This window comes from Nocardia abscessus, from assembly GCF_015477775.1.
GTDB classification, from domain to species: Bacteria; Actinomycetota; Actinomycetes; order Mycobacteriales; family Mycobacteriaceae; genus Nocardia; species Nocardia abscessus_A.
On record NZ_JADLQO010000010.1, the window covers coordinates 117,536 to 136,806 of the forward strand.

At 69.5% G+C, this 19,271-nt stretch carries 16 protein-coding genes; 5 read left to right on the forward strand and 11 right to left on the reverse strand.

Features of this window, described 5'->3' with window-relative positions:
- Positions 1–48: 48 nt before the first annotated feature.
- Positions 49–981, reverse strand: a complete 933-nt coding sequence (locus tag IU450_RS24150) for an alpha/beta fold hydrolase (RefSeq protein WP_195152026.1) — start codon at positions 979–981, stop codon at positions 49–51.
- Between the two features lie 365 nt (positions 982–1,346).
- Between IU450_RS24150 and IU450_RS24155 the strand changes: the two genes are divergently transcribed.
- From IU450_RS24155 to IU450_RS24165, 3 genes are all read left to right on the forward strand, one after another.
- Positions 1,347–2,492 (forward strand): acyl-CoA dehydrogenase family protein, encoded by a 1,146-nt coding sequence (locus IU450_RS24155; RefSeq protein WP_195152027.1) that lies wholly within the window; start codon positions 1,347–1,349, stop codon positions 2,490–2,492.
- Positions 2,476–3,138 carry a TetR/AcrR family transcriptional regulator gene (locus IU450_RS24160; RefSeq protein WP_195152028.1) on the forward strand — a complete coding sequence of 221 codons (663 nt, stop codon included), beginning with the start codon at positions 2,476–2,478 and terminating at the stop codon, positions 3,136–3,138. The genes IU450_RS24155 and IU450_RS24160 overlap by 17 nt, the downstream gene beginning before the upstream one ends.
- A gap of 371 nt (positions 3,139–3,509) precedes the next feature.
- Positions 3,510–4,271, forward strand: coding sequence for a DUF4190 domain-containing protein (locus IU450_RS24165; RefSeq protein WP_195152029.1), 762 nt, complete (start codon positions 3,510–3,512; stop codon positions 4,269–4,271).
- 9 nt (positions 4,272–4,280) lie between these two features.
- On the opposite strand, the gene ligD is transcribed toward IU450_RS24165, so the two are convergent.
- The 5 genes from ligD to IU450_RS24190 all read right to left on the reverse strand — a co-directional run bounded on the left by ligD (position 4,281) and on the right by IU450_RS24190 (position 8,278).
- Entirely contained in the window at positions 4,281–5,282 is a 1,002-nt protein-coding gene (gene ligD, locus IU450_RS24170) for a non-homologous end-joining DNA ligase (protein ID WP_195152030.1), read from the reverse strand.
- On the reverse strand, positions 5,279–6,364 hold the full coding sequence (locus IU450_RS24175; RefSeq protein ID WP_195152031.1) for an ATP-dependent DNA ligase: 1,086 nt from the start codon (positions 6,362–6,364) through the stop codon (positions 5,279–5,281). The genes ligD and IU450_RS24175 overlap by 4 nt, the downstream gene beginning before the upstream one ends.
- Before the next feature lie 126 nt (positions 6,365–6,490).
- Positions 6,491–6,886, reverse strand: a complete 396-nt coding sequence (locus tag IU450_RS24180) for a cold-shock protein (RefSeq protein WP_416382900.1) — start codon at positions 6,884–6,886, stop codon at positions 6,491–6,493.
- A 38-nt stretch (positions 6,887–6,924) separates the two neighbouring features.
- Positions 6,925–8,025: an SPFH domain-containing protein gene (locus IU450_RS24185; protein WP_195152033.1), complete on the reverse strand. Its 1,101-nt coding sequence runs from the start codon at positions 8,023–8,025 to the stop codon at positions 6,925–6,927.
- 19 nt (positions 8,026–8,044) lie between these two features.
- Positions 8,045–8,278: a hypothetical protein gene (locus tag IU450_RS24190; protein ID WP_043690391.1), complete on the reverse strand. Its 234-nt coding sequence runs from the start codon at positions 8,276–8,278 to the stop codon at positions 8,045–8,047.
- A gap of 120 nt (positions 8,279–8,398) precedes the next feature.
- Here IU450_RS24190 and IU450_RS24195 point away from each other — a divergent pair, with 120 nt between their 5' ends.
- On the forward strand, positions 8,399–11,425 hold the full coding sequence (locus IU450_RS24195; protein WP_195152034.1) for a tetratricopeptide repeat protein: 3,027 nt from the start codon (positions 8,399–8,401) through the stop codon (positions 11,423–11,425).
- Positions 11,426–11,463: 38 nt separating this feature from the next.
- Here IU450_RS24195 and IU450_RS24200 read toward each other — a convergent pair whose 3' ends face one another.
- The gene (locus IU450_RS24200) at positions 11,464–12,093 is read right to left on the reverse strand and encodes a TetR/AcrR family transcriptional regulator (protein ID WP_195152035.1); all 630 of its coding nucleotides are present in this window, start codon (positions 12,091–12,093) and stop codon (positions 11,464–11,466) included.
- A 172-nt stretch (positions 12,094–12,265) separates the two neighbouring features.
- Between IU450_RS24200 and IU450_RS24205 the strand changes: the two genes are divergently transcribed.
- Positions 12,266–13,768: a condensation domain-containing protein gene (locus tag IU450_RS24205; RefSeq protein ID WP_324197795.1), complete on the forward strand. Its 1,503-nt coding sequence runs from the start codon at positions 12,266–12,268 to the stop codon at positions 13,766–13,768.
- A gap of 27 nt (positions 13,769–13,795) precedes the next feature.
- On the opposite strand, the gene IU450_RS24210 is transcribed toward IU450_RS24205, so the two are convergent.
- The 4 genes from IU450_RS24210 to IU450_RS24225 are packed head-to-tail and all read right to left on the reverse strand — an operon-like array spanning position 13,796 to position 19,255.
- Positions 13,796–15,121, reverse strand: coding sequence for a pyridoxal-phosphate dependent enzyme (locus IU450_RS24210; protein ID WP_195152036.1), 1,326 nt, complete (start codon positions 15,119–15,121; stop codon positions 13,796–13,798).
- A complete protein-coding gene (locus tag IU450_RS24215) occupies positions 15,121–16,644 on the reverse strand; it encodes an alanine racemase (RefSeq protein WP_195152037.1) in 1,524 nt (507 codons plus the stop codon). Before IU450_RS24215 ends, IU450_RS24210 begins: the two co-directional genes overlap by 1 nt.
- Positions 16,641–17,927 (reverse strand): heavy-metal-associated domain-containing protein, encoded by a 1,287-nt coding sequence (locus tag IU450_RS24220; RefSeq protein WP_195152038.1) that lies wholly within the window; start codon positions 17,925–17,927, stop codon positions 16,641–16,643. Before IU450_RS24220 ends, IU450_RS24215 begins: the two co-directional genes overlap by 4 nt.
- Complete coding sequence (locus tag IU450_RS24225; protein ID WP_324197796.1) at positions 17,924–19,255, reverse strand: aminotransferase class V-fold PLP-dependent enzyme; 1,332 nt, start codon at positions 19,253–19,255, stop codon at positions 17,924–17,926. The genes IU450_RS24220 and IU450_RS24225 overlap by 4 nt, the downstream gene beginning before the upstream one ends.
- Positions 19,256–19,271 lie beyond the last annotated feature (16 nt).

Here is a 19,271-nt window from a genome sequence, read left to right on the forward strand (position 1 = left end):
CGCCGGGTAACCGCCCGGTTGCCTGTGTTCCCGCCGCAACGCCCTCGGTCAGCTGCTGCGCGGGCTGATCGCCGCGCGGTCGGCGCGAAGATCGTCGACGAAGTTGGCGATCGCCTCGGCGACCAGCAGCGGTTCGGTGATCGGCAGCCAGTGATCGGCCGGGACGGCGCGACGCCACAGCCTGTCGACCCAGCGCGTGGAGGCGTCGTAGACGGCGGCGGGGACGAACGGGTCGGTGGTGTCGACCAGCAATTGGACGGGCACCGCCGTCCGCCGCACCCGAGGCTTGCTCAGGTGGTGCAGCAGGTTGGCCTGCGCGATGCGCGCACCCGCGACCAGGTCGGTGCGCCAGGTCCGTGCGACGCGCGCGGGCAACGGCGAGATACCGCCCAGCTGCCGCACCAGCAGGCCGCGCACCCGCGGCGGGTAGAGCCTGCGGGCGATCGGACCCGGCGTGAGCGCCCAGCGGGCTCCCCGCAGCCACCAGCCCACGTCGCCGAGTTCGCGACCGGCCCGCGGCGCCAAGGCGCGCAGCCACAGGCCCAGATGATCGAGGTTCGGTCCGGCGATCGCGGTGAACGAGGCGACGCGGGTGTTGGCCCGCTCGTCGCAGACCGCCTCCCACAGTTGCACCGCACCCCAGCCGTGCCCGCACGTGTGCACCGGCTTGCGCGGGCCGGCGGCATCGATCACCGCGAAGAAGTCCTCCGCGAGGTGGCCGAGGCGATACTCCGACAGCGCGCCGGGAGTGTCCGAGCGTCCGTGCCCGCGTACGTCGTAGGTGATGACCCGGAAGCCGTCGGCCAAGAGGGCCGCCACCGTGGTCCACACGTGGTGGGTGTCGGTGAGGCCGTGCACCAGCACCAGGGGGTCGGCGGCCGCGTCACCCCATTCGAAGACGGCGAGATCGGCGCCGTCCCGGTCGACCGTCCAGGTGCGGTCGGGGCGGGGTGTTCCGGTGGTGTCGAGCAGTTCGGTCATGTCTGTGCCTCGTTCGCTGCCGGCTACCGATCCGATGGCACGTCGCCGTCGTGCCGAACGTCAGTAATTTCGATACGGACAGTACGAAGGATTGACCGCTCGAGGGAAAGGTAAAACGCCGAATTATGGCGCAGCTCACCGGCGGTTATCGCGGCCCGGCGGCTGTGCGAGCCGGGGCCACTCGGTAGTCCCGCTGTCCTCGGTGCCCGTTGGGTTCGATACCGCGGGGACGCAGACCGGCCCGGATCCTCTTCCGGCAGCTGCGGGAGCGGTGTCCGACTCTTGTTGACAACTCGCCAATAGTTCGGGAATCTTGGGGCGGAACCGGCGACGGAGCCGGACCGGAGCGAGCAAAGGATCGAGCGATGGCGCGCGCGGCGTGGAGTGACGACGAGGTCGAGGCGGTACGAGACCTGGCGAGGACCTTCTTCGAGAAGGAGGTCGTCCCCCATGAAGAGAAATTCGTCGCCCAAGGGCACCCCGATCGCGCGCTGTACAACCGCGCGGGCGAACTCGGCCTGCTGTGCCCCGCGATTCCCGCCGAATACGGCGGCGGCGGAGGCACCTTCGCGCACGAGGCCGCCATCATCGAGGAGCAGGCGCGTGCGGGCGACGGGTCGATGGGCATCCCCGTGCACAGCTCGATCATCGCGCCCTACCTGTACGAATTCGGCTCCGAAGAGCTCAAGCGCCGCGTGTTGCCCAAGGCGGCGAGCGGTGAGATCGTGCTGTCCATCGGCATGACCGAGCCGGGCACCGGTTCGGACCTGCAGAACATCAAGACCCGCGCGGTGCGCGAGGGCGACGAGTACGTCATCACCGGTTCGAAGATCTTCATCACCAACGGCTGGCTCTGCGACGGCATCGTCATCGCGGCCAAGACCGACCCGGCCAAGGGCGCGGCCGGTGTCTCGCTGATCTTCGCCGAAGTCGGCGACGACACCCCCGGCTTCAAGCGCGGACGCATTCTGAACAAGATCGGCGGCAAGGCCCAGGACACCGCCGAGCTGTTCTTCGACGGTCTGCGCGTGCCCTCGTCCAACCTACTCGGCGAGGCCGAGGGCCAGGGCTTCTACCAGATGATGCAGATGCTGGCGCAGGAGCGCCTGGTCACCGCGATCATCGCGGTCGCCATGATGGAGCAGGCCGTGCAGCTCACCGTCGACTACACCAAGGGCCGCGAAGCGTTCGGCAAGCCGCTGTTCGCCATGCAGAACACCAAGTTCGAACTCGCCGAGTGCGCGACCATCGCCAAGGTCTCCCGCACCTTCCTGGACGACTGCATCACCAAGCATCTGCGCGGCGAGCTCGATATTCCCAGCGCTGCCATGTCGAAGTACTGGTTGACCGATCAGCTCGGTATCGTGGTTGACCGCTGCCTGCAACTGTTCGGCGGCTACGGCTACATGACGGAGTATCCGATTTCCCAGCTCTACACCGGCGCCCGCGTGCTGCGCATCCTCGCGGGCAGCAACGAGGTGATGAAGGATCTCATTGCCCGGTCTCTCTGATACCAGGAGCACGACCGCGGACGGTGGCGCCGACCCGGCGCTACCGCGCCGCCGCAGGCTCGAACCCGACGAGCGGCGCGCGCAGATCCTCGCCTGCGCCATCGATATGTTCGGCGAGCGCCCGTACGCGGCCGTTTCCACCGCCGAACTGGCGCAGCGGGCCGGTGTGGCCCGTGGCCTGATCAATCACTATTTCGGCAACAAGCGCGATCTCTACCTCGCGGTCGTACGGCGGATGGTCACGCTGCCCAAACTCGACGACATGATCGTGCCGACCGGCTCCTGGCGCGAGCGTGTGGACGCCAGCGTGCGCTGGCTGTTGGACACCATCGCCGAACACGGCAGCACCTGGGTGAAAGTGACCAGCCACGAGGGCGTCGGTGACGACCCCGAAGTGCAGCAGATCCTGGACGCGGCCGACGACGCGGCGGCCGAACGTCTGCTGCTGATGGTGGGCCTCGCCGATTCGGCACACGATGCCGAACTGCGCGCGATGGTGCGCGCCTACGGCGGGCTGGTCAAGGTCGCGGGCCGCGAATGGATCACCCGCGGCACGCTCACCCGCGAGCAGGTGCACGACCTGTTGTGCGACATGTTGCTCACGCTGGTCACCGAATCGCTGCCCAAGGTCGATCGCAGGCAGTGAACGGCTGCGCGGCCTCGGCGCGGCCGGCAGGGAGCGGGCCAGTGCGCACAGCACGAAGCCGGGTAAGGGTGTCGAGCAAATTTCCGGCCCTTCGGGTCGGCTCAGCAATCCCCGCCGCTCGACGTCGTCATATCGGTCATGGATCCGCCTTTGATCAGTCGCGCTCGGCAGGTCGCCGATCGACCAGCATGCGCCTCGGCTAACAGATCCCCGAGAGTTGCGGTGAGTTTGTTATTACGGCCCGATCACAAATATCGGACCCTTCGGATCAACTTTTCGCGTCGCGCGTCCTATTCTGTGTCGGTATATCGGGGCGGGTCCGGACAATATCCGAGGTTCCTGCACGGTGTGTCGGTGTGGAGAGGACCTGGATGACACGGGCAGAACGGCGTGAAACGGATCGCTGGCCGCAGTCACAGCCGGATGACCGCTGGTCGGAGCCGGAGCCCGACGGTCACTGGTCCGAGGACGAGGACGAACGCTGGCCCGAGCAGCCGCCGAGCCGCCGCCGGACCGGACGGCTGCGCGTGGAGATTCCGCCGATCGTCAATCCGTACGCGATCGTCGCGCTGGTGGCGGCGCTGCTCGGACTGTTCCCCGTGGCGATCGTGTTCGGCTTCATCGCCTTCAGCCATCCCCGTGGCCGGGTCATGGCGATGTTCGCGTTGCTGCTCGGCGTCGCCGAGATCACCGCGGTAGCCGGGTTCGTCCTGCTGACCGGCAATTGGATGCCGGATCTGATGAACCGCACCGCCACGATCGCGCCCACACCCCTCGCGTCGGTGCCCACGACCGTCGAGCGCCCGGTGGCGCCCCCCACGACCGCCGCACCGAGCCCCGCCGTGACGACCACGCCGTCGCCGGAGAGTCCCGGACCGGTGACGAAGGGCGCATCCTGCACCGAGGCCCAGCTCGGGCAGATAGGCAGCGCCGCCACCGGCGGCACCCTGATCTGTCTGACGACCGGGGGCGGCTACCAGTGGTCGGGCCCGCACACCGTGGCGACCGCCGTGCAGCAGGCGGGATCGAAGTGCGACGCCTCGGGCGCCAAGACCGGCCGCACCGCCGACGGCCGCGCCCTGGTGTGCGAAGTCAGCGGCCGCAGCGGCACGTGGGTGCTGTGGACCGAATAGCGGCGGACGCTATTCGGACTTCTTCGCGCGGCTCGGCTGGACCCGAGGGGGTTCGTTGGGCATCTTCGGGTACTGCGGCGGCCACGGCGCGTCCATGAGCCCGGCTGCCATATCCCGTTCGGACATCTCCAGGAGCGGGGCGATGGACTGGGGTGCGCGGTCGGCCCACGGGTCACCCGACTCGGCGTAGCGCGCGGGAACGGTCGCGATGGTCAGCTCGTCGGGCACCACCGAATCCAGATCCGGCCAGCCGATCGGCGTCGACACCTGCGCGCCGACCTTCGGTCGCACACACCAGGCCCCGAAAACCGTTTTGTGCGGCGCGTTCTGATTGAAATCGATGAATACCCGGTTGCCGCGTTCTTCTTTCCACCACTGCGCGGTGATGTCCTCCGGATACCGGCGCTCCAATTCGCGCGCCAGCGCCACCGCGGCGGCCCGCACCTGATATCCGTCCCACTTCGGCTCCAGCGCGGAATACAGATGCAAGCCGCGTGACCCGGAGGTCTTGATCCACGATTCGATACCGAGTTCGGCGAGCAGATCCCTGGTGCGTATCGCCGCGTGCCGGAGATCGGCGAAGGTGATGCCGGGAGAGGGATCGAGGTCGATGCGCAACTCGTCGGCGATCTCCAGGTTGTCGGCGCGGTTGGGCCAGACGTGGAAACCGAGGCATCCCTGGTTCACCGCCCACAGGATGTGGGCGAGATCGTGCGCGACGAGGGCGTCGCTGGTGGTGCCGTTCGGTGTGGACACCTCCACCGTGCGCAGCCATTCCGGCGCGGATTTCGGCACCCGCTTCTGGAACCAGGATTTACCCGAGGCTCCGTCCGGGTAGCGCTCCAGCAGCAGCGGACGTCCGCCGACCACGTTCAGGAACGGTTCGGCGATCGCCTGGTAATACCGCACCAGATCGAGTTTCGTCTCGCCGCGCTTGGTGAAGTAGACCTTGCCCGGATTGCTGATCGTGACGGTCCGGCCGTCGGTCTCGATATCGACGGACTCGGTCATCGCGCCGCGCCTTCGCCGAACAGCGTGCTCAATTCCGCCGGTGCGACTTCGTCGAGCTGACCGTAGGTACACGACTCGGGCGTCCGGTCGTTCCGGAAGCGCACCAGCCTGCCCCCGTGGCGCAGCCGACCCGACTGCACGTGCTCGTAGCGCACCTCCGCGACCAGCTCCGGCCGCAACGCCTCCCAGGACAGATCCTTGCCGCCGGTCCAGCGACTGACGCCGCCGGGCATCTTGCCGTCCGCCGCCGCCTGCGCCGCGGCGTCGGCCCAGTCCCGCCAGGGGTGATCGTCCAGCGCGTTCTCCCGCAGCGGCGCCAGCTCCTCGACCAGTTCCTTGCGCCGGGCCGCGGTGAAGCTGCTGGCCACGCCCACATGGTGCAGGCGGCCCTCCTCGTCGAACAGGCCCAGCAGCAGGGAACCGACACCGGCGCCGTCCTTGTGCCAGCGGAACCCCGCCACCACGCAGTCGGCGGTGCGCTCGTGCTTGACCTTCAGCATGACCCGCTTGTCCTGCATATAGGCGAGTTCGTCGGACTTCACCATCACGCCGTCGAATCCGGCGCCCTCGAAACGGGTGAACCAGTCCTGCGCGACGTCGGGGTCGTGGGTGATCGGGGTGAGATGGACGCGCGCGAGCGCGGTGTCCAGGATCGTTTCCAGCAGCCGCCTGCGCTCGGTGAACGGCTCACCGGTCAAATCCTTGTCGCCGAGCGCGAGCAGGTCGAACGCCACGAAACTGGCCGGCGTCTCCGCGGCCAGCTTGGCGACCCTGGACGCGGCGGGGTGCAGACGGTTCTGCAGCGTGTCGAAATCCAAGCCCTGCTCGGTGACCATCACGATCTCGCCGTCCACCACGCAGCGATCCGGCAGCGCCTGCTTCAGCAATTCGGCGACCTCGGGGAAATACCTGGTCAGTGGCCGGTCGTTGCGGGAGCCGAGTTCCACCTCGGCGCCGTCGCGGAACACGATGCAGCGGAAGCCGTCCCATTTGGGTTCGTAGCTCAGGCCCGGCTCGCGCGGCACCGCGGGCGCGGATTTGGCCAGCATCGGCCGCACTGGTGGCATCACCGGTAGGTCCACGCGATCCTCCTCGGGTTCGATCCTCACCCATACCGACGGCGCGCGCCGAGCAAACTCATCGGTATGTGGCCGCGGTCTCGGCTCGATCGTAGGCGGAGGCCCCGACAGGATCGTGGACTTCTCCGGTCAGTTCTCCAGCCAGCCGTGCTGATCGGCGAACGCGGTGAGCCGGTCGCGGATGGTGAGGATCTCACCCGCGGTGAGCGCGGGGCTGGCATCCAGCAGCAGTTCGGTGATCAGGCGTTTGTGCTCGGCGACGGTGAGCTGTCCCGCACCCGCCCGGTCCTTGCCCTTGTGCCGGGCGGGCGGCGCGGACGCTGCGCCGACCAGGCTGAGATTGACCGCCTTGGGTCCGCGGTCGCCCTCGGTCACCTCGAATTCGAACACCCGCCCCTGCCGCAACTCGTCCTCGTCCAGACCGATGTCGTTGACGTGGACGAACACATCGGGCCCACCGTCCTCCGGTCGAATGAAACCGAATCCCCGAGAGCTGTCGAACGACACCAATTTCCCGATGGACACCAACACCCGCTCCTCGTCGCCGTCGCTACTCGGCCACTTTAACCCGCGTTTTCGCCATCGTTGGAGGAAAGCGCCTTTTGCAGCGAATTGAAAACGGTCAGTCCCTGACCGACCATTCCGTTCACCAGTTCGCCCACTCCGTCGGGCCCGTTGAGCACGGTGAGATTCGCGTTCGCCAACCCGTTCGACGCCTGCTTCACGATTTCCGGAAGTTGTTCGATCAACAACTGATCCAGCGCGATCCGGTTGTTCGACGCGGCCGCCGCGGCCTGGATGCGGGTGCGGTCGGCCTCCGCCTCGGCCAGGATGCGCACTCGATCCGCCTCGGCCTGAGCGGGTTTCACGACCTCGGCCTGCAACTGCTGCTCACGCAGCTCGGCCTCCTTGCGCGCCTGCTCGGCCTGGGCGGTGAGCACCTCCTGCAACGCCATCGCCTCGGCGAGCGGGCCCGCCTGCGCAGCCTCCGCGTTGGCCTTGTCGATATCGCGCTGGTATTGCGCGCGCAGGATCGACGTCTCGCGCTGATATTCCGCCTGCCTGCGCTGCGATTCCTGCTCGGCCTGCGCCGCCGCCTGCGCGGCCTGCGATTGCGCGATCTGCGCGTCGCGCTGCACTGCCGCATTGTGCGGCGCGGCGAGCGCGGCGATATAGCCGAGGTTGCCGTCGTCGATGGACTGGATCTGGAAGGAATCGACCCACAGGCCGATATTGCTCATCTCGACTTTCGACGCGACGAGCACCTCGTCGGCCAGTTTCTGGCGCTCCCGGATGATCTCCTCGACCGTCATCGAGCCGACGATCGAGCGCAGGTGCCCCGAGAAGATCCGCCCGGTCAGCACCGACATCTCCCGCTCCTGCTCGGAGAGGAACCGCTGCGCGGCGTTCACGATGGACTGGGTGTCGTTGGCCACCTTGAACGCGATCACCGCGCGGACGTCGAGCTGGATCGCCTGCTTGGTGACGCAGCGCTCCTTGATCTCGGACTCGAACATCGCCAGCGACAGATAGCGCACCTTGCGGAACAACGGAATCACCCAGGCGCCGCGCCCGATGATCACTTTGAACGGCGCGTTGTCGCGGCTCTTGGCGCCGCTGACCAGCATCGCCTCGTCCGGGTCCGGCACGTGGTAGCCCAGCACCTCTGTCTCCCTTACTGTTTCAGGTTTCTCCGGCCGGGTCCGGGGTGAGCGGAATCCACGGGACGACGTCGACGACGCGCCCCGGATGGACCGCGATGACCAGCACGGCCGCACCAGCCGAGATCGGCTCGGCGGCCCGTGCGATGTACAGCTCGGTTCCCCCTCGAATCGCGACCAGGACCTCGCCCAGCATCCCGGCACCCCGGATCGGCGATGTGAGCGTACCCGTCAAACCCACCACCGGGTCGGTCATCCCACGATCTCCTTTGCTGGCTCTCGGATCGTCACCCTACGTCTCGCACAGCGACTTTCGATACGGGTCCGGCTCGACCGCAGGACGGGACGGCCGCGGCGGCGCAGGTATGTTTCTTGCATGGGAGGACGGCTGGCGCTGGTGGTGGGGGCGGAATGCGCGGCGCTGGGAGAATTGGGATTCCCCGAGGAACTCGCCACCGGGCTGTACGGGAGCCTCACTCGGGCGGGCGGCTGGCGGACAGCGACCGAACTCGACGGCCCGGTGCTCAATCCCACTGCCGCGCAATTGCTCGCCGCCGTCGACGCGGCCTTCGCGGCGGCGTCGGAGCGGCAGGCCACGCTGCTGCTCGGCTTCATCGGGCACGGCGTGGCGACCACCGCGGAGGACTTCTACCTGCTCGGCCACGATTCGCCCGCCGACCCGAACTCGCACAACGCCTTCCACCTCACCCAGGAGATCAGGGAGCGGCTCGACCGCGCCGCGATCGACGGACTGGTGTTGCTCGTCGACGCCTGCGAGGCAGGCCAGGGCGTGCAGGGCGCGGCGCGCCGGTGGACCGATCTGCTGGCCCAGTCCGGCGGCCGGATGGAGCTGCTGGTCGCCTCGGGCGACGGGCCCGCGTACTCGGGATGCTTCACCAGGACCATGCTCGCCACCTTCGACATCGGACTGCCGCTGCGCGGGGAGAACCTGCTGCCCTCGGATCTGGTCGACCCGATCGCGATGCAGTGCACCTATCAACAGCCGCAGCATCTCTCCTTCAGTTCCGGCGCGGTGTCCACGGCCGAGGGCGTCGACCCGGGGCTGTGGCTGGTGCCGAACACCGCCCGCCACCGGGACGCGGTGAGCGGGCGCTCCGCCGCCGGGTTCGTCGACCAGCTCACCCGGCGTCTGCTGCTGACACCCGACGTGCGCGAGCGCCTCGACGCGATCGTCGACGCGGGCAGTCACCGGCTGCGGGCCGTGCTGGGGCCCGCGGGCGTGGGCAAGTCCACGCTGCTGGCGATGCTGATCCGCCCCAGTCTGGTCGACGGGCTCGCCGTGACCCCCGACTACATCACCGCCGCGGTGTTCCTGACGGTGAACAGCTCGGTGGAGTCGGTCGCCGCGGAACTGGCCGCGCAACTCGACGCACGCCTGCCCGGCTTCCGGGAGGCGGCCCGAGCGGCGCGGGCGCACCGGCCCAGGGACGAGTTCGACATCTTCGACATCCTGGTCCGCCGCCCGTTGGCGCGCCTGTCCACCGCGGGCCGCCGGGTCACCGTGGTGCTGGACGGACTCAACCAGCCGCAGGAGGGGACCAGGCGGCTGCTCGTGGCCGCGATCGCGGATCTCACCACGCGCGAGGATCTCCGGCATGTCCGGGTGATCGTCGGCATCCGGCCGGGTACCGGCGTCGAGGACGACCCGGAGCTGGCGCACATGCACCGGATCGATGTCGCCGAACCGGCGGCCGACGACATCGCCGCTGTGGTGGACTCGGCTCGCGGGACGGCGCCGATCGGTCCGGTCGACTGGATCGGCTGGATCCAGCGGCTGCTGGCCGAGACACCGACCGACGCGAGCGGTTCGCGGGTGGTGTCCGGCGGCTGGCTGGTGGCGGGCATCCTGCTGGAGGTCGCCGCGGGGTTGACCGACGGCGCGGTCGCCTCCGGGATCGGTCTCGACCGGGTGATCGCACTGCGGGTCGAGACGGCGCTACGGAGCGCCGATCCCGAAACGACCAGCGCGACAGCGACATTGCTCGGCGTACTGGTGGCGGCGGGGGCCGGGCCCGTGCTGCCGTTGGAGTTGCTGGACGCGGCGCTGCTGTCGCTCGGCGTCGATCTCAGTACCGCCCGGATCCGCGACGTCGCCGTGAATCTCGGCGCGCTGATCACCCGAAGTCATCCCGGCAGCGTCCGTGAGTCGCTCGGGGTGTCCCACAGCGGGTTCCTGTCCGCGCTGGCCGCGGAATGCCGCCGCCTCGGCGTGCGCCTGGAGGACACGCACCGCGCCCTCGTGGCGGCGATCCAGGCCGACGACACCGACCGGGCCGCCGACTACGCACGGGGCGCGGCCGTTCGGCACTGCCTGGCCTACGGCGATTCCGCCTTGGCCATCGACTTCCTGATGAAGCTGGAAACCGGCAGGTCGGCCGACGATCGCGACCTGTGGGCCGCCTGGGTGCCCGACTTCGTCCAAGCACTCGGCTCGGACCACCTCGACACCTTCACCACGCGGGAGCGGCGGGCCTACCACCGCGCCGAGAGCGGCGACCTGGTCGGCGCCATCGCCGATTTCGAGCAGCTGCTCACCGACCGGCTGCGGGTCTTCGGCCCCGACGACCCGGACACCCTGGACACCCGCGACCGCCTGGCCAGCTACCGCGCCCGCTGCGGTGACCACTCCGGCGCCGGACTGGAATTCGAGCACCTGCTCACCGATCAGCTGCGCCTGCTCGGTCCCGGCCACCCCGAAACCCTGCGCACCAGGAACAATCTGGCGTCCAATCGCGGCGATGTCGGCGATTTCGCCGGTGCGATCGCCCAATTCGAAACCCTGCGCGCCGACCGCGCGCGCGTGCAGGGACCGGATCATCCGGACACGTTGCGCACCCGTAACAGCCTGGCCTACTGGCGCGCCGGCAGCGGAGATCTCGCGGGCGCCCGCGCCGAGTTCGAGCAACTCGTCGCGGACTGTCTGCGCGTCTTCGGCCCCGACCACCCCGACACGCTCGGTGCGCGCAACAACCTCGCCGCGTTCCGCGCGCGCAGCGGTGATCTGGCCGGGGCGGGCGCGGAATTCACCCGCCTGCTCGACGATCGACTACGGGTGCTCGGTCCGGACCACCCCGACACGCTGCTCACCCGCGGTCGGCTGGCCACCTATCGCGCCGACAGCGGCGACCTGCCCGGCGCGATCACCGACTTGGAGAAACTGCTCGCCGACCGGCTCCGGGTGCTGGGCCCGGATCATCCGGACACCCTCGACACCCGCAACGATCTCGCCGCCTGCCGCGCCCGGCACGGCGACCTGGTTCGCGCCGTCGCGGAGCTGGAGGTTCTGCTGGTGGCGGAGTTGCGTGCCCTCGGTCCCACGCACGCCGCCACCGTTCGGACCAAGAACACCCTGGCGTACTGGCGGGGCCAGTCCGGGGACTGACGATTCGGCTCTGCCGCTCGGTGGCCCGAGCCGTGCGGTCAGGAACGGTAGAGCGAGCGGTACGCGGTGAGCGTCTCGACGCAGTGCTCGATGATCTGCTCGCGGGTGGCGCGCAGCGAGCCGTTCAGCCAGGCCGAGAACATGCCCGCGTTCCCGCTGGCCATCGTCACCGCCGCCAGCCTGCGCTTGACCGGGTCATCGATGTGGCCGAACAGATGATCTTGCATGATCCGGGTGAAGACCGGCATCACCGCGAAGGTGGTCTGCCCGAGTCCGGTGCTGGAATACGGCTCGACCAGGAACAGCCGCGATTTGCGCGGGTCGGCGAGCACCTTGTCCACCAGGATCTCCGACAGCGCGCGGTCGCGCGAGGGGTTGTCGGTGGCGGCGAAGGCCGTCATCGGCTCCAGGAATTCGTCGGCGACCTGACGGTAGAGCACGTCCAGCAACTCGTCGCGGCCTGCGAAGCTCTCGTAGAAATAGCGGTCGGTGAGATTGGCCTTGCGGCACACCGCGCGCATGGTGACCCCGCTCGCGCCCGACTCGCCGATCAGATCGAGCGCCGCCTCCAGCAACGCCGTCCGCCGCGTCTCCCTGCGCTCGGTGAGCGTCGTCCCACCCCAGATCCGCGGGCCCCCGTCGTCGTCTGATTGCTGACCTGTCTGCACGGCCCAACGATAATGCCTGGCGGCGCACCCCTGCGCCGCGCGCACCCGCCCCGGCCCCCGCGGTCTTGCCGAAACGGATCCCACCCGGTCACGGGGTGGTAACTGTCGGTTTACTCGCGCCGGTTACCTTCCCCGGGTCTTGCAGTGGTTCGGTAGTGGAGGGTAACGGCGCGTGAACAACTCCGCTGCGGTGGTCTGGTCCGAAGCGATCGGCGATGGACTGGGACGCACCCGGGCACGCGGCACGCGACCAGCGGTTCGGCATCTCCCGCCGCCACGGCGTCCGGCGCCGCTGGCCCGTGGGCCGCGCCCGGCGCACCTCCCGCTCGCCCCGGCGCAGGAACGCATGTGGCATGCCGCGCGGGCCGGAAGCTCGGGTGACTGGAATGTGGCTCGCGCGGTGCGCCTGTCCGGGCCCGCCTTGCGGACGGAGGCGCTCGTCGCCGCGATAGCCGACGTGGTCGCCCGGCACGAACCGCTGCGCACGCGCTACCCGAAGACCGCCTCGGGCCCGGCCCAGGTGATCGTCCCGGCGCCCGAGGCCAGGGTGCGGACCGAGATCGTCGCGGTCACCGAGGCCGAATTGCCGCACCGCATCGCGGAATTCACCGCGGGTGCGTTCGATTTGGACTCCGACCTGCCGCTGCGCGCCCGGCTGTGCGTGCTCGGGCCACACGACGTGGTGCTGGTGCTGGTGGTCCACCACATCTCGATCGACGGGCGCTCGGTGGCCCCGTTGCTGCGCGATCTCGTCACGGCCTACCTGGCCAGGCAGGCCGGGGCCGCGCCGAACTGGACGCCCTTGCCGGTCGACTATGCCGACTACACCTTGTGGAAGCACGCCCAGCTCGGCGATTACTCCGACGAATGGAGCCGCGCCACGCAGCAGTTGCGCTACTGGGCGAACACCCTCGCCGGCCGGCCTCCGGTGCTCGAATTCCCCTGCGCTCGCCCACGCCCGATCCGCCGGGCAGGCGCGGCGGGCGCCGGGGCGGTCGTGCCCGTCGCGTTCGGCGCCGAGGTGCACCGCGCGCTGCTCGATCGCGCATGCGCGGCGCGGTCCAGCCTGTTCATGGTGTTGCAAGCCGCTTTCGCGGTGGCGGTCGGCGCGTTCTCCGGCAGCGCCGACGTCACGGTGGCCACGGCGGTGGCGGGCCGCGACCACCGGCTGCTGGACGATCTGGTCGGCAACTTCGCCGACGACGTGCTGATGCGCGTGCGCCTCGACCGGGCCGCCGACGCGGACGACCTGCTCGATCAGGTGCGCCGGGTGGCGCTGGCCGCGTTCGCCCACCCCGACACCCCCGCCCAGCGGCTGAAGCGCTGCCTGTTGCAGGACGCGGCCTGCCCGCTGTTCCAGGCGACGCTCATCCTCCAGCGCGGCGCGGCCGCCGCGCCGGCCGGCGGCGGCGACGGCGGGCTGACCGTCACCGAGCTCGACACCGGCGTCGTCCGCGCCAAGCACGACCTCGAATTCGGCCTGGTGGACCGGTACGACCGGCTGGGCGCGCCCGCGGGCGTCGACGGGGTGTTCATCTATCCGACCGCGCTGTTCAATCGTGGCACCGCGGTGGCCTTCGTCGAATTGTTCACCGCCACAGTAGAACTGCTCGCTACCGGCTACCGGGGCCCGGTCGCGCCGTTGCTGACCGCCTTTTGCGCCGCGCCGCGGTGACGACGGTCTCGGTTCCCGCCTGCGGGGTCAGCCGCGTTCCAGAGGCAGTCCCGCGTCGCGCCAGGCGACGATTCCGCCCGCCAGGCTCGAGGCGTCGTATCCGGCCCGGCGGGCGCGGGCGGCGAACCGCAGCGACAGTTCTCCGACCGGACAGACGAACACGACGGGGCGTGACCGCGGAAACGGGATGCCCTGACCGAACATGTCGTCGAGCTGGTCATCGCGGATGTTCAACGCACCGGGCACGTGTCCGATCCGGTAGGCCATGGCGCCGCGGCTGTCCACGATGGTCGGTCGCCCCGTCCGGTCGAGCTCGGCGAGCTGCGCGGGCGACAGACGCGGTACCTCGGCCAGCTCGGCCGCGGTCGGCGGGGTGTCGCGTTCGGCTCGGCCGAACAGCTCCGGCCTGCGCTTCTTGATGTAGGACAGATACGGTTCGAGCCGATCGCAGGCGATGAACACCGCGACGACCGGGTCGTCCGGATCGGTCGCCGAGAGATCGAGCGCGCCGAGCGTCTCCAGCGCGGCCGCGTAACCCGCGCCGCTGGTGGGTCCGGCCAGGATGCCGTACCCGGTCGCCAGGCGCAGCGTCGCGTCCACGGCGTCGCGCGCCGACACGGTGACGATCCGATCGTAGAACTCCGGCTGGAACAGTCCGACATCCCACATCTCGCTCTCCGACCGGATGCCGGGAACGAAGTCCGACCGCTCGGAAACCACGGCGATCGTGCGCAATTCGGGATTGTGCTTGCGCAGGTAGGTGGCGGTCCCACGGGTGGACCCGGTGGTGCCGAGCCCGCCGATCAGATAGTCCACCCGGCCGATGCCGTCGGCCGCGAGGTCTTCGTGGATCTCCCGTCCGGTGCCCTCGTGGTGCGCCTCGATGTTCTTCTCGTTGGTGTACTGCGACAGATGCCGATACGCGCCCGGGTGCTGGGCCATGGTCGCCTCGATCACCGAGTAGACGTCGTTGGGCGTGGTCGGGTCAGGGCATTCGGACAGTCCGGGCAGTTCCACGATCTCGGTGCCGAACAGCTGGAGCAGGTCACGGACCTCGGCCACCTTGATCCGGTTGGTCACCGCGCGTAGGTCGATGCCGTACACCGCGCCGAGGACGCGCAGCGCTTTGGCCGTGTTGCCGCTGGACGCCTCGATGAGCGTCTGACCGCTCGCGCGGATCCGCTCCAGATCGTCGCGGAGCATCCCCCAGGCCACCCGGTCCTTGACCGAGCCGAACGGGTTGTGCGACTCCAGCTTCGCGTAGAGCTCGACGTTCGCCATCCCGTGCACCGCGGGGTCGAGCCGGAGCAGTGGCGTATTGCCGATGAGTTCGGTGATGTGTTCGTATCGCATCAGGGGGCCTCGACGGATCGGACCGGGCTGGTGACAGCGTGGACGGCGGGTGGGGCGATATCGCGCGGTCGTGACGGCTCGCCGGGGAGGTCCGGCTCGTAGTCGGCGTCGCGGACGACCTGGAACCCGCCGCGACCCTGCGTGACGGCGAGTTTCGCGGGCAGCGGGTGCATCGAAGCCGTCGCCGCGGACAGGTCCATGTGGTAGGCGGCGGTGTTCGGGAACACCACCGGATCGCCCGGCTGGGGCCGAGTGGGCAGCCACACCTTGTGATTGGTGATCAGATCGCGCTCCAGGCACAGCCGTCCGGCGAAGTAGACGCCGATCGGACCCGCCGCGTTCTCGCCGGTGTGGTCTAGTCCGGCGTCCGCGCGAGGCAGCAGGATCGGATCGACCATGACCTCCTGGTCGGCGGGCGTCACCGAATCGCGGCTGAGGTCGACGTGCACCAGCACGCTGCCCTCGCCGACCTCCTTGACGAACTCGACCGTGGCCACCGTGACGCCTGCGTGATCGACCAGCGCCTTTCCCGGCTCCAGCCACAACTCCAGCAGATTGTCGCCCACCACCTGCGCCACCGTGCGCCCCCCGTGCCGCTCCAGCGGCGCGTCGAGCAGATCCGCGAGCATGCGATCGGCGGAGACGGTGTTGGCGTACTTGTGGAACACCGGCGTGCCGTGCACGGCGCCGCCCGCGACGTGGTAGCCGAAGGTGTTGCTGCCCCAGCTCATCGGCTCCCCCCGGCCGAGCAGCGACTCGCGCAGCGCGAGCACGTAGGCGTCGAACCGTTCGGCGTCGGCGGTGAACACTTGACGGAATCCGCCGCCGATGTCGAGGACCGAAGGGGTGAGCCCACGGTCATAGGCCTGCTCGATCAACCGCAGGCAGGCGTCGACCGCCCGGACACGCTCGCCGAGATCGCCGGAGTCGAGGTGGAAAGCGAAGCCGAGGAAGGCGATCCGCCCCCGCTGAGCCGACAACAGATCGAAGGCCTGCTCGACGTGCGCGACCGGCACACCGAACCGGCTCACCTGGCCGGGATCGAAACCCGAGACACGCAGTAGCACGGGGATTTCCGCGTGCCCGTCGGCGAGTTCGGCGATGCGGCGCAATTCCCACAGGTTGTCGACGTTGATCGTCACCCCGCGCCGGACCAGGTCGCGGAGGAAGGCTTCCCCCTTCGGGCCGGTGACCTCGACGCGTGCCCGATCGAATCCGGCGCCGAGGGCACTGGACAGTTCGTGCGGCGAGGCGACATCGATGGCGACGCCCGCGCGTTCGGCGGTGCGGACGAACGCGCGCGACTGGTTCACCTTGTGCGCGTAGCAGATCCGATGCCCGGGAAGGCTCCGCCGCAGTGGCGAGCGCAGGCGGGCCAGATTCTCGGAATAGACCTGCGGGAACACCAGGTGCGCGGGGGACCCGAATTTCGTCAGCGTGTCCGCCGCGGCGTCCGGGCTGTCGAGAAAGTCGCGGACGATCGGATGCAGCTTCGCAGGCAATGCCGGCGGCCACGGCGTCATACGGCGGCTTCCGACGGCGCGGTGTCCGAGGTCCGCGCCACGCTGTCGGGACGCTCCGCGACCGGGTTGTAGCCGCCGTCCCGGATCGCCTCGAACGCCCGGGCCCGATTGCGCGGGCTGCGGAACTCGGCCACCACCCGCTTGCTGTCCAGGTCGATCTCGACCACGCGGATGTCCATCGATTCCAGGACCCCTCTGATCGTGCGCACGCAGTGCTTGCAGGTCATATCGGGCACGTAGAAAACCTGATCCTCGGCGGTGGCGGCGCGGTCGGCGACGGCCTCGTCGAGTTCGGCACTCACCTCGGTGACCTCGCAGTGACCGGCGATCTCGAGGAATGTCGCGACGAACCGGTCCACCAGCGGCGGAAGGATGCTGTAGTGCCCGCTGTCGAGCTGATGCGGTGTGGCCGCCAGACAGGCGGGATGGACACCGGAGGGCAGCAGCGCGTACTGCCGGGAGATCAGGTCGAGGTCGTCGTGGTACTTGGCGATCGCCTCCGCGACCGTGAGACCTTCGCCGGTGGTGGCGCGTTCCATCACGGCGTGCGCGTCGGCGATCGTGGCGTCCTTCATCGCGCGCAGGGTCGCCACCGTCTCCGCCGAGTAGCGCACGGTGCCGTCGGGTTGCGCGACGAGGGTCGCCGGAATCATGCCGCGCCGGTAGGTGGAGGCCTGCAACTCCCAGAACCATCGCGTGGCCACGGCGGCGAATATCCCGGAATCGTGCAGGCCCCTGGCGAATTCGGCGGCATCGCGGTACGGAGTCTGCGCCGCCAGCAGTGCGTGCTGGGCCAGCACGCGTCCCGCCGCCTCGATGCCGACCCGGAAGATGTCGCGCGGATCGTGATCGGTGGTCGTCCCGGCCAGCACCGCGTGGTCGCTCGGTCCGAGTGCCGCGGCGCGCGCGGCGAAACCGGAATCGGTGTCCAGTCGGCGCCACAGTGCCAGCACCGTCTCGCGCACCGCGATCGGCACCGAGGGGCCGAGGCCGTCGGCACGGAAGTGCCCGGTATTCGGAATGCCCGCGCTGTCGGTCCACGCGATCCGGTGCGTCGCGCTGGTCACCTGATCCGCGCGACACGGCCCCATGAAACGTTCCAGGTACAGCCGCTGCGAGTAGGTGAGATGGCCATCCGGCTCGGGACGCAGTGCGGCGCAGGTGAATTCGAACCGATGCGGCGGGGGAGCGGGAGCCGGTGCGGTGAACAGCCCCGGCTGCGCCAAGTCGGCCAGCACTCTGGACGCGGCCCGCCGGTCGTAGCGGGGGATGTCGATACTCACGTGACCTCCTCGGCAATGGTTCGCACGCACGCGACGAAGCGGTCGATCTCGTCGGGCGTGTTGTAGATGTGCGTGCTGACGCGCACCGAGCCCGCGCCGCCTGCTGCGGCGGGGACGCAGTGCGCGCCGGTGCGCACCAGGAAACCCAGCTCACTCAACACGAATCCCGCGTCGGTGGCCGAGATCCCGTCCAGGGTGAAAGAGACGATCCCGTAGCCGACCTCGCACGCGGCGTGCGCCGGGCCGGGCAGGAACTCCACTCCGGGTACCGATCGCAGCCCGTCGATCAGTCGCAGGGTCAGGGCACGATTGTGCGCGGCGACGGCATCGAGACCGAGCGATTCCAGCACCTCCAGCGCACTACCGAGGGCGAGAATGCCGGGGATGTCGGGTGTGCCGCCTTCCAGCAGCGCGGGCATCGGCCCTGGTCGCAGCCCGTCCGGGTCGGTATCGATGCCGGAATTGCCGCCGGGCAGGAACGGCACCAAACTGTCGTGCACGCGTCGGCGGCAGTACAGGATGCCCGTGCCCGGCGCGCCGAACATCTTGTGCGCGGCGAAGACCGCGAAATCCGCGCCGAGCGCGGTCACGTCGACCGGGAGATGCCCGCCGCTCTGCGAGCAGTCGAAGCACAGCAGGATGGCCGGGTCGATCCGGTCGCGCAGTTCCTCCAGGGTGCTCACAGCGCCGAAGACGTGGTGCAGATGCCCGGTGGTGATCAGCCGGGTGCGCGGGGTGATCTTGGCCAGGATGTCCTCGGTGTCCGCCTCACCGGCGCCGGTCACCCGGTAGGGGATCAGCTCGATCCGGCGTCCGAACCGGGCGAGCAGCCCGCGCAGGTGCTGCCACGGGTACACGTTCGACGCGTGATCGCTCGCGTTGTAGAGGATTTGATCACCGTCGGCGAGCGCGGTCAGTCCCCAGGACAGTGCGACGGCGTTGAGCGCCGCGGTGGCTCCGCCGGTGAAGACCACCTCGTCCGGGTGTTGCGCGCCGATGAACGCGGCGGTCCGCTCCCGGACGCGGGCGATCCGGGCGGTCACCCCGGTGGCCCAGGGGTAGGTGCCGCGGCCCACGTTGGCTGTGCCGTAGCTGTGGTAGCGCTGGATGGTCTCGATCACCGGCAGCGGCTTCTGGGTGGTGGCGGCGCTGTCCAGGTAGACCTCGGCCGCGTCGGCGAGCGCCGGGAACAGCGACCGCACCGAAGCAGGCGCGAACGGCGGCGTCTGCGGTGGGCCGGATTTCTCCGCCGCGCGCGTCACCGGCGATCTCGGGGCGGGGGACCGCAACGTGACGCTCCCTTCACCGGTAACTCGGACGTCACCCACGATACGCATTTTCGGT

Coding starts and splice junctions, on each gene's coding strand:
- IU450_RS24150 (WP_195152026.1), bottom strand. CDS start 981: ATGACCGAACTGCTCGACACCACCGGAACACCCCGCCCCGACCGCACC.
- IU450_RS24155 (WP_195152027.1), top strand. CDS start 1,347: ATGGCGCGCGCGGCGTGGAGTGACGACGAGGTCGAGGCGGTACGAGAC.
- IU450_RS24165 (WP_195152029.1), top strand. CDS start 3,510: ATGACACGGGCAGAACGGCGTGAAACGGATCGCTGGCCGCAGTCACAG.
- ligD (WP_195152030.1), bottom strand. CDS start 5,282: ATGACCGAGTCCGTCGATATCGAGACCGACGGCCGGACCGTCACGATC.
- IU450_RS24190 (WP_043690391.1), bottom strand. CDS start 8,278: ATGACCGACCCGGTGGTGGGTTTGACGGGTACGCTCACATCGCCGATC.
- IU450_RS24195 (WP_195152034.1), top strand. CDS start 8,399: ATGGGAGGACGGCTGGCGCTGGTGGTGGGGGCGGAATGCGCGGCGCTG.
- IU450_RS24210 (WP_195152036.1), bottom strand. CDS start 15,121: ATGCGATACGAACACATCACCGAACTCATCGGCAATACGCCACTGCTC.
- IU450_RS24215 (WP_195152037.1), bottom strand. CDS start 16,644: ATGACGCCGTGGCCGCCGGCATTGCCTGCGAAGCTGCATCCGATCGTC.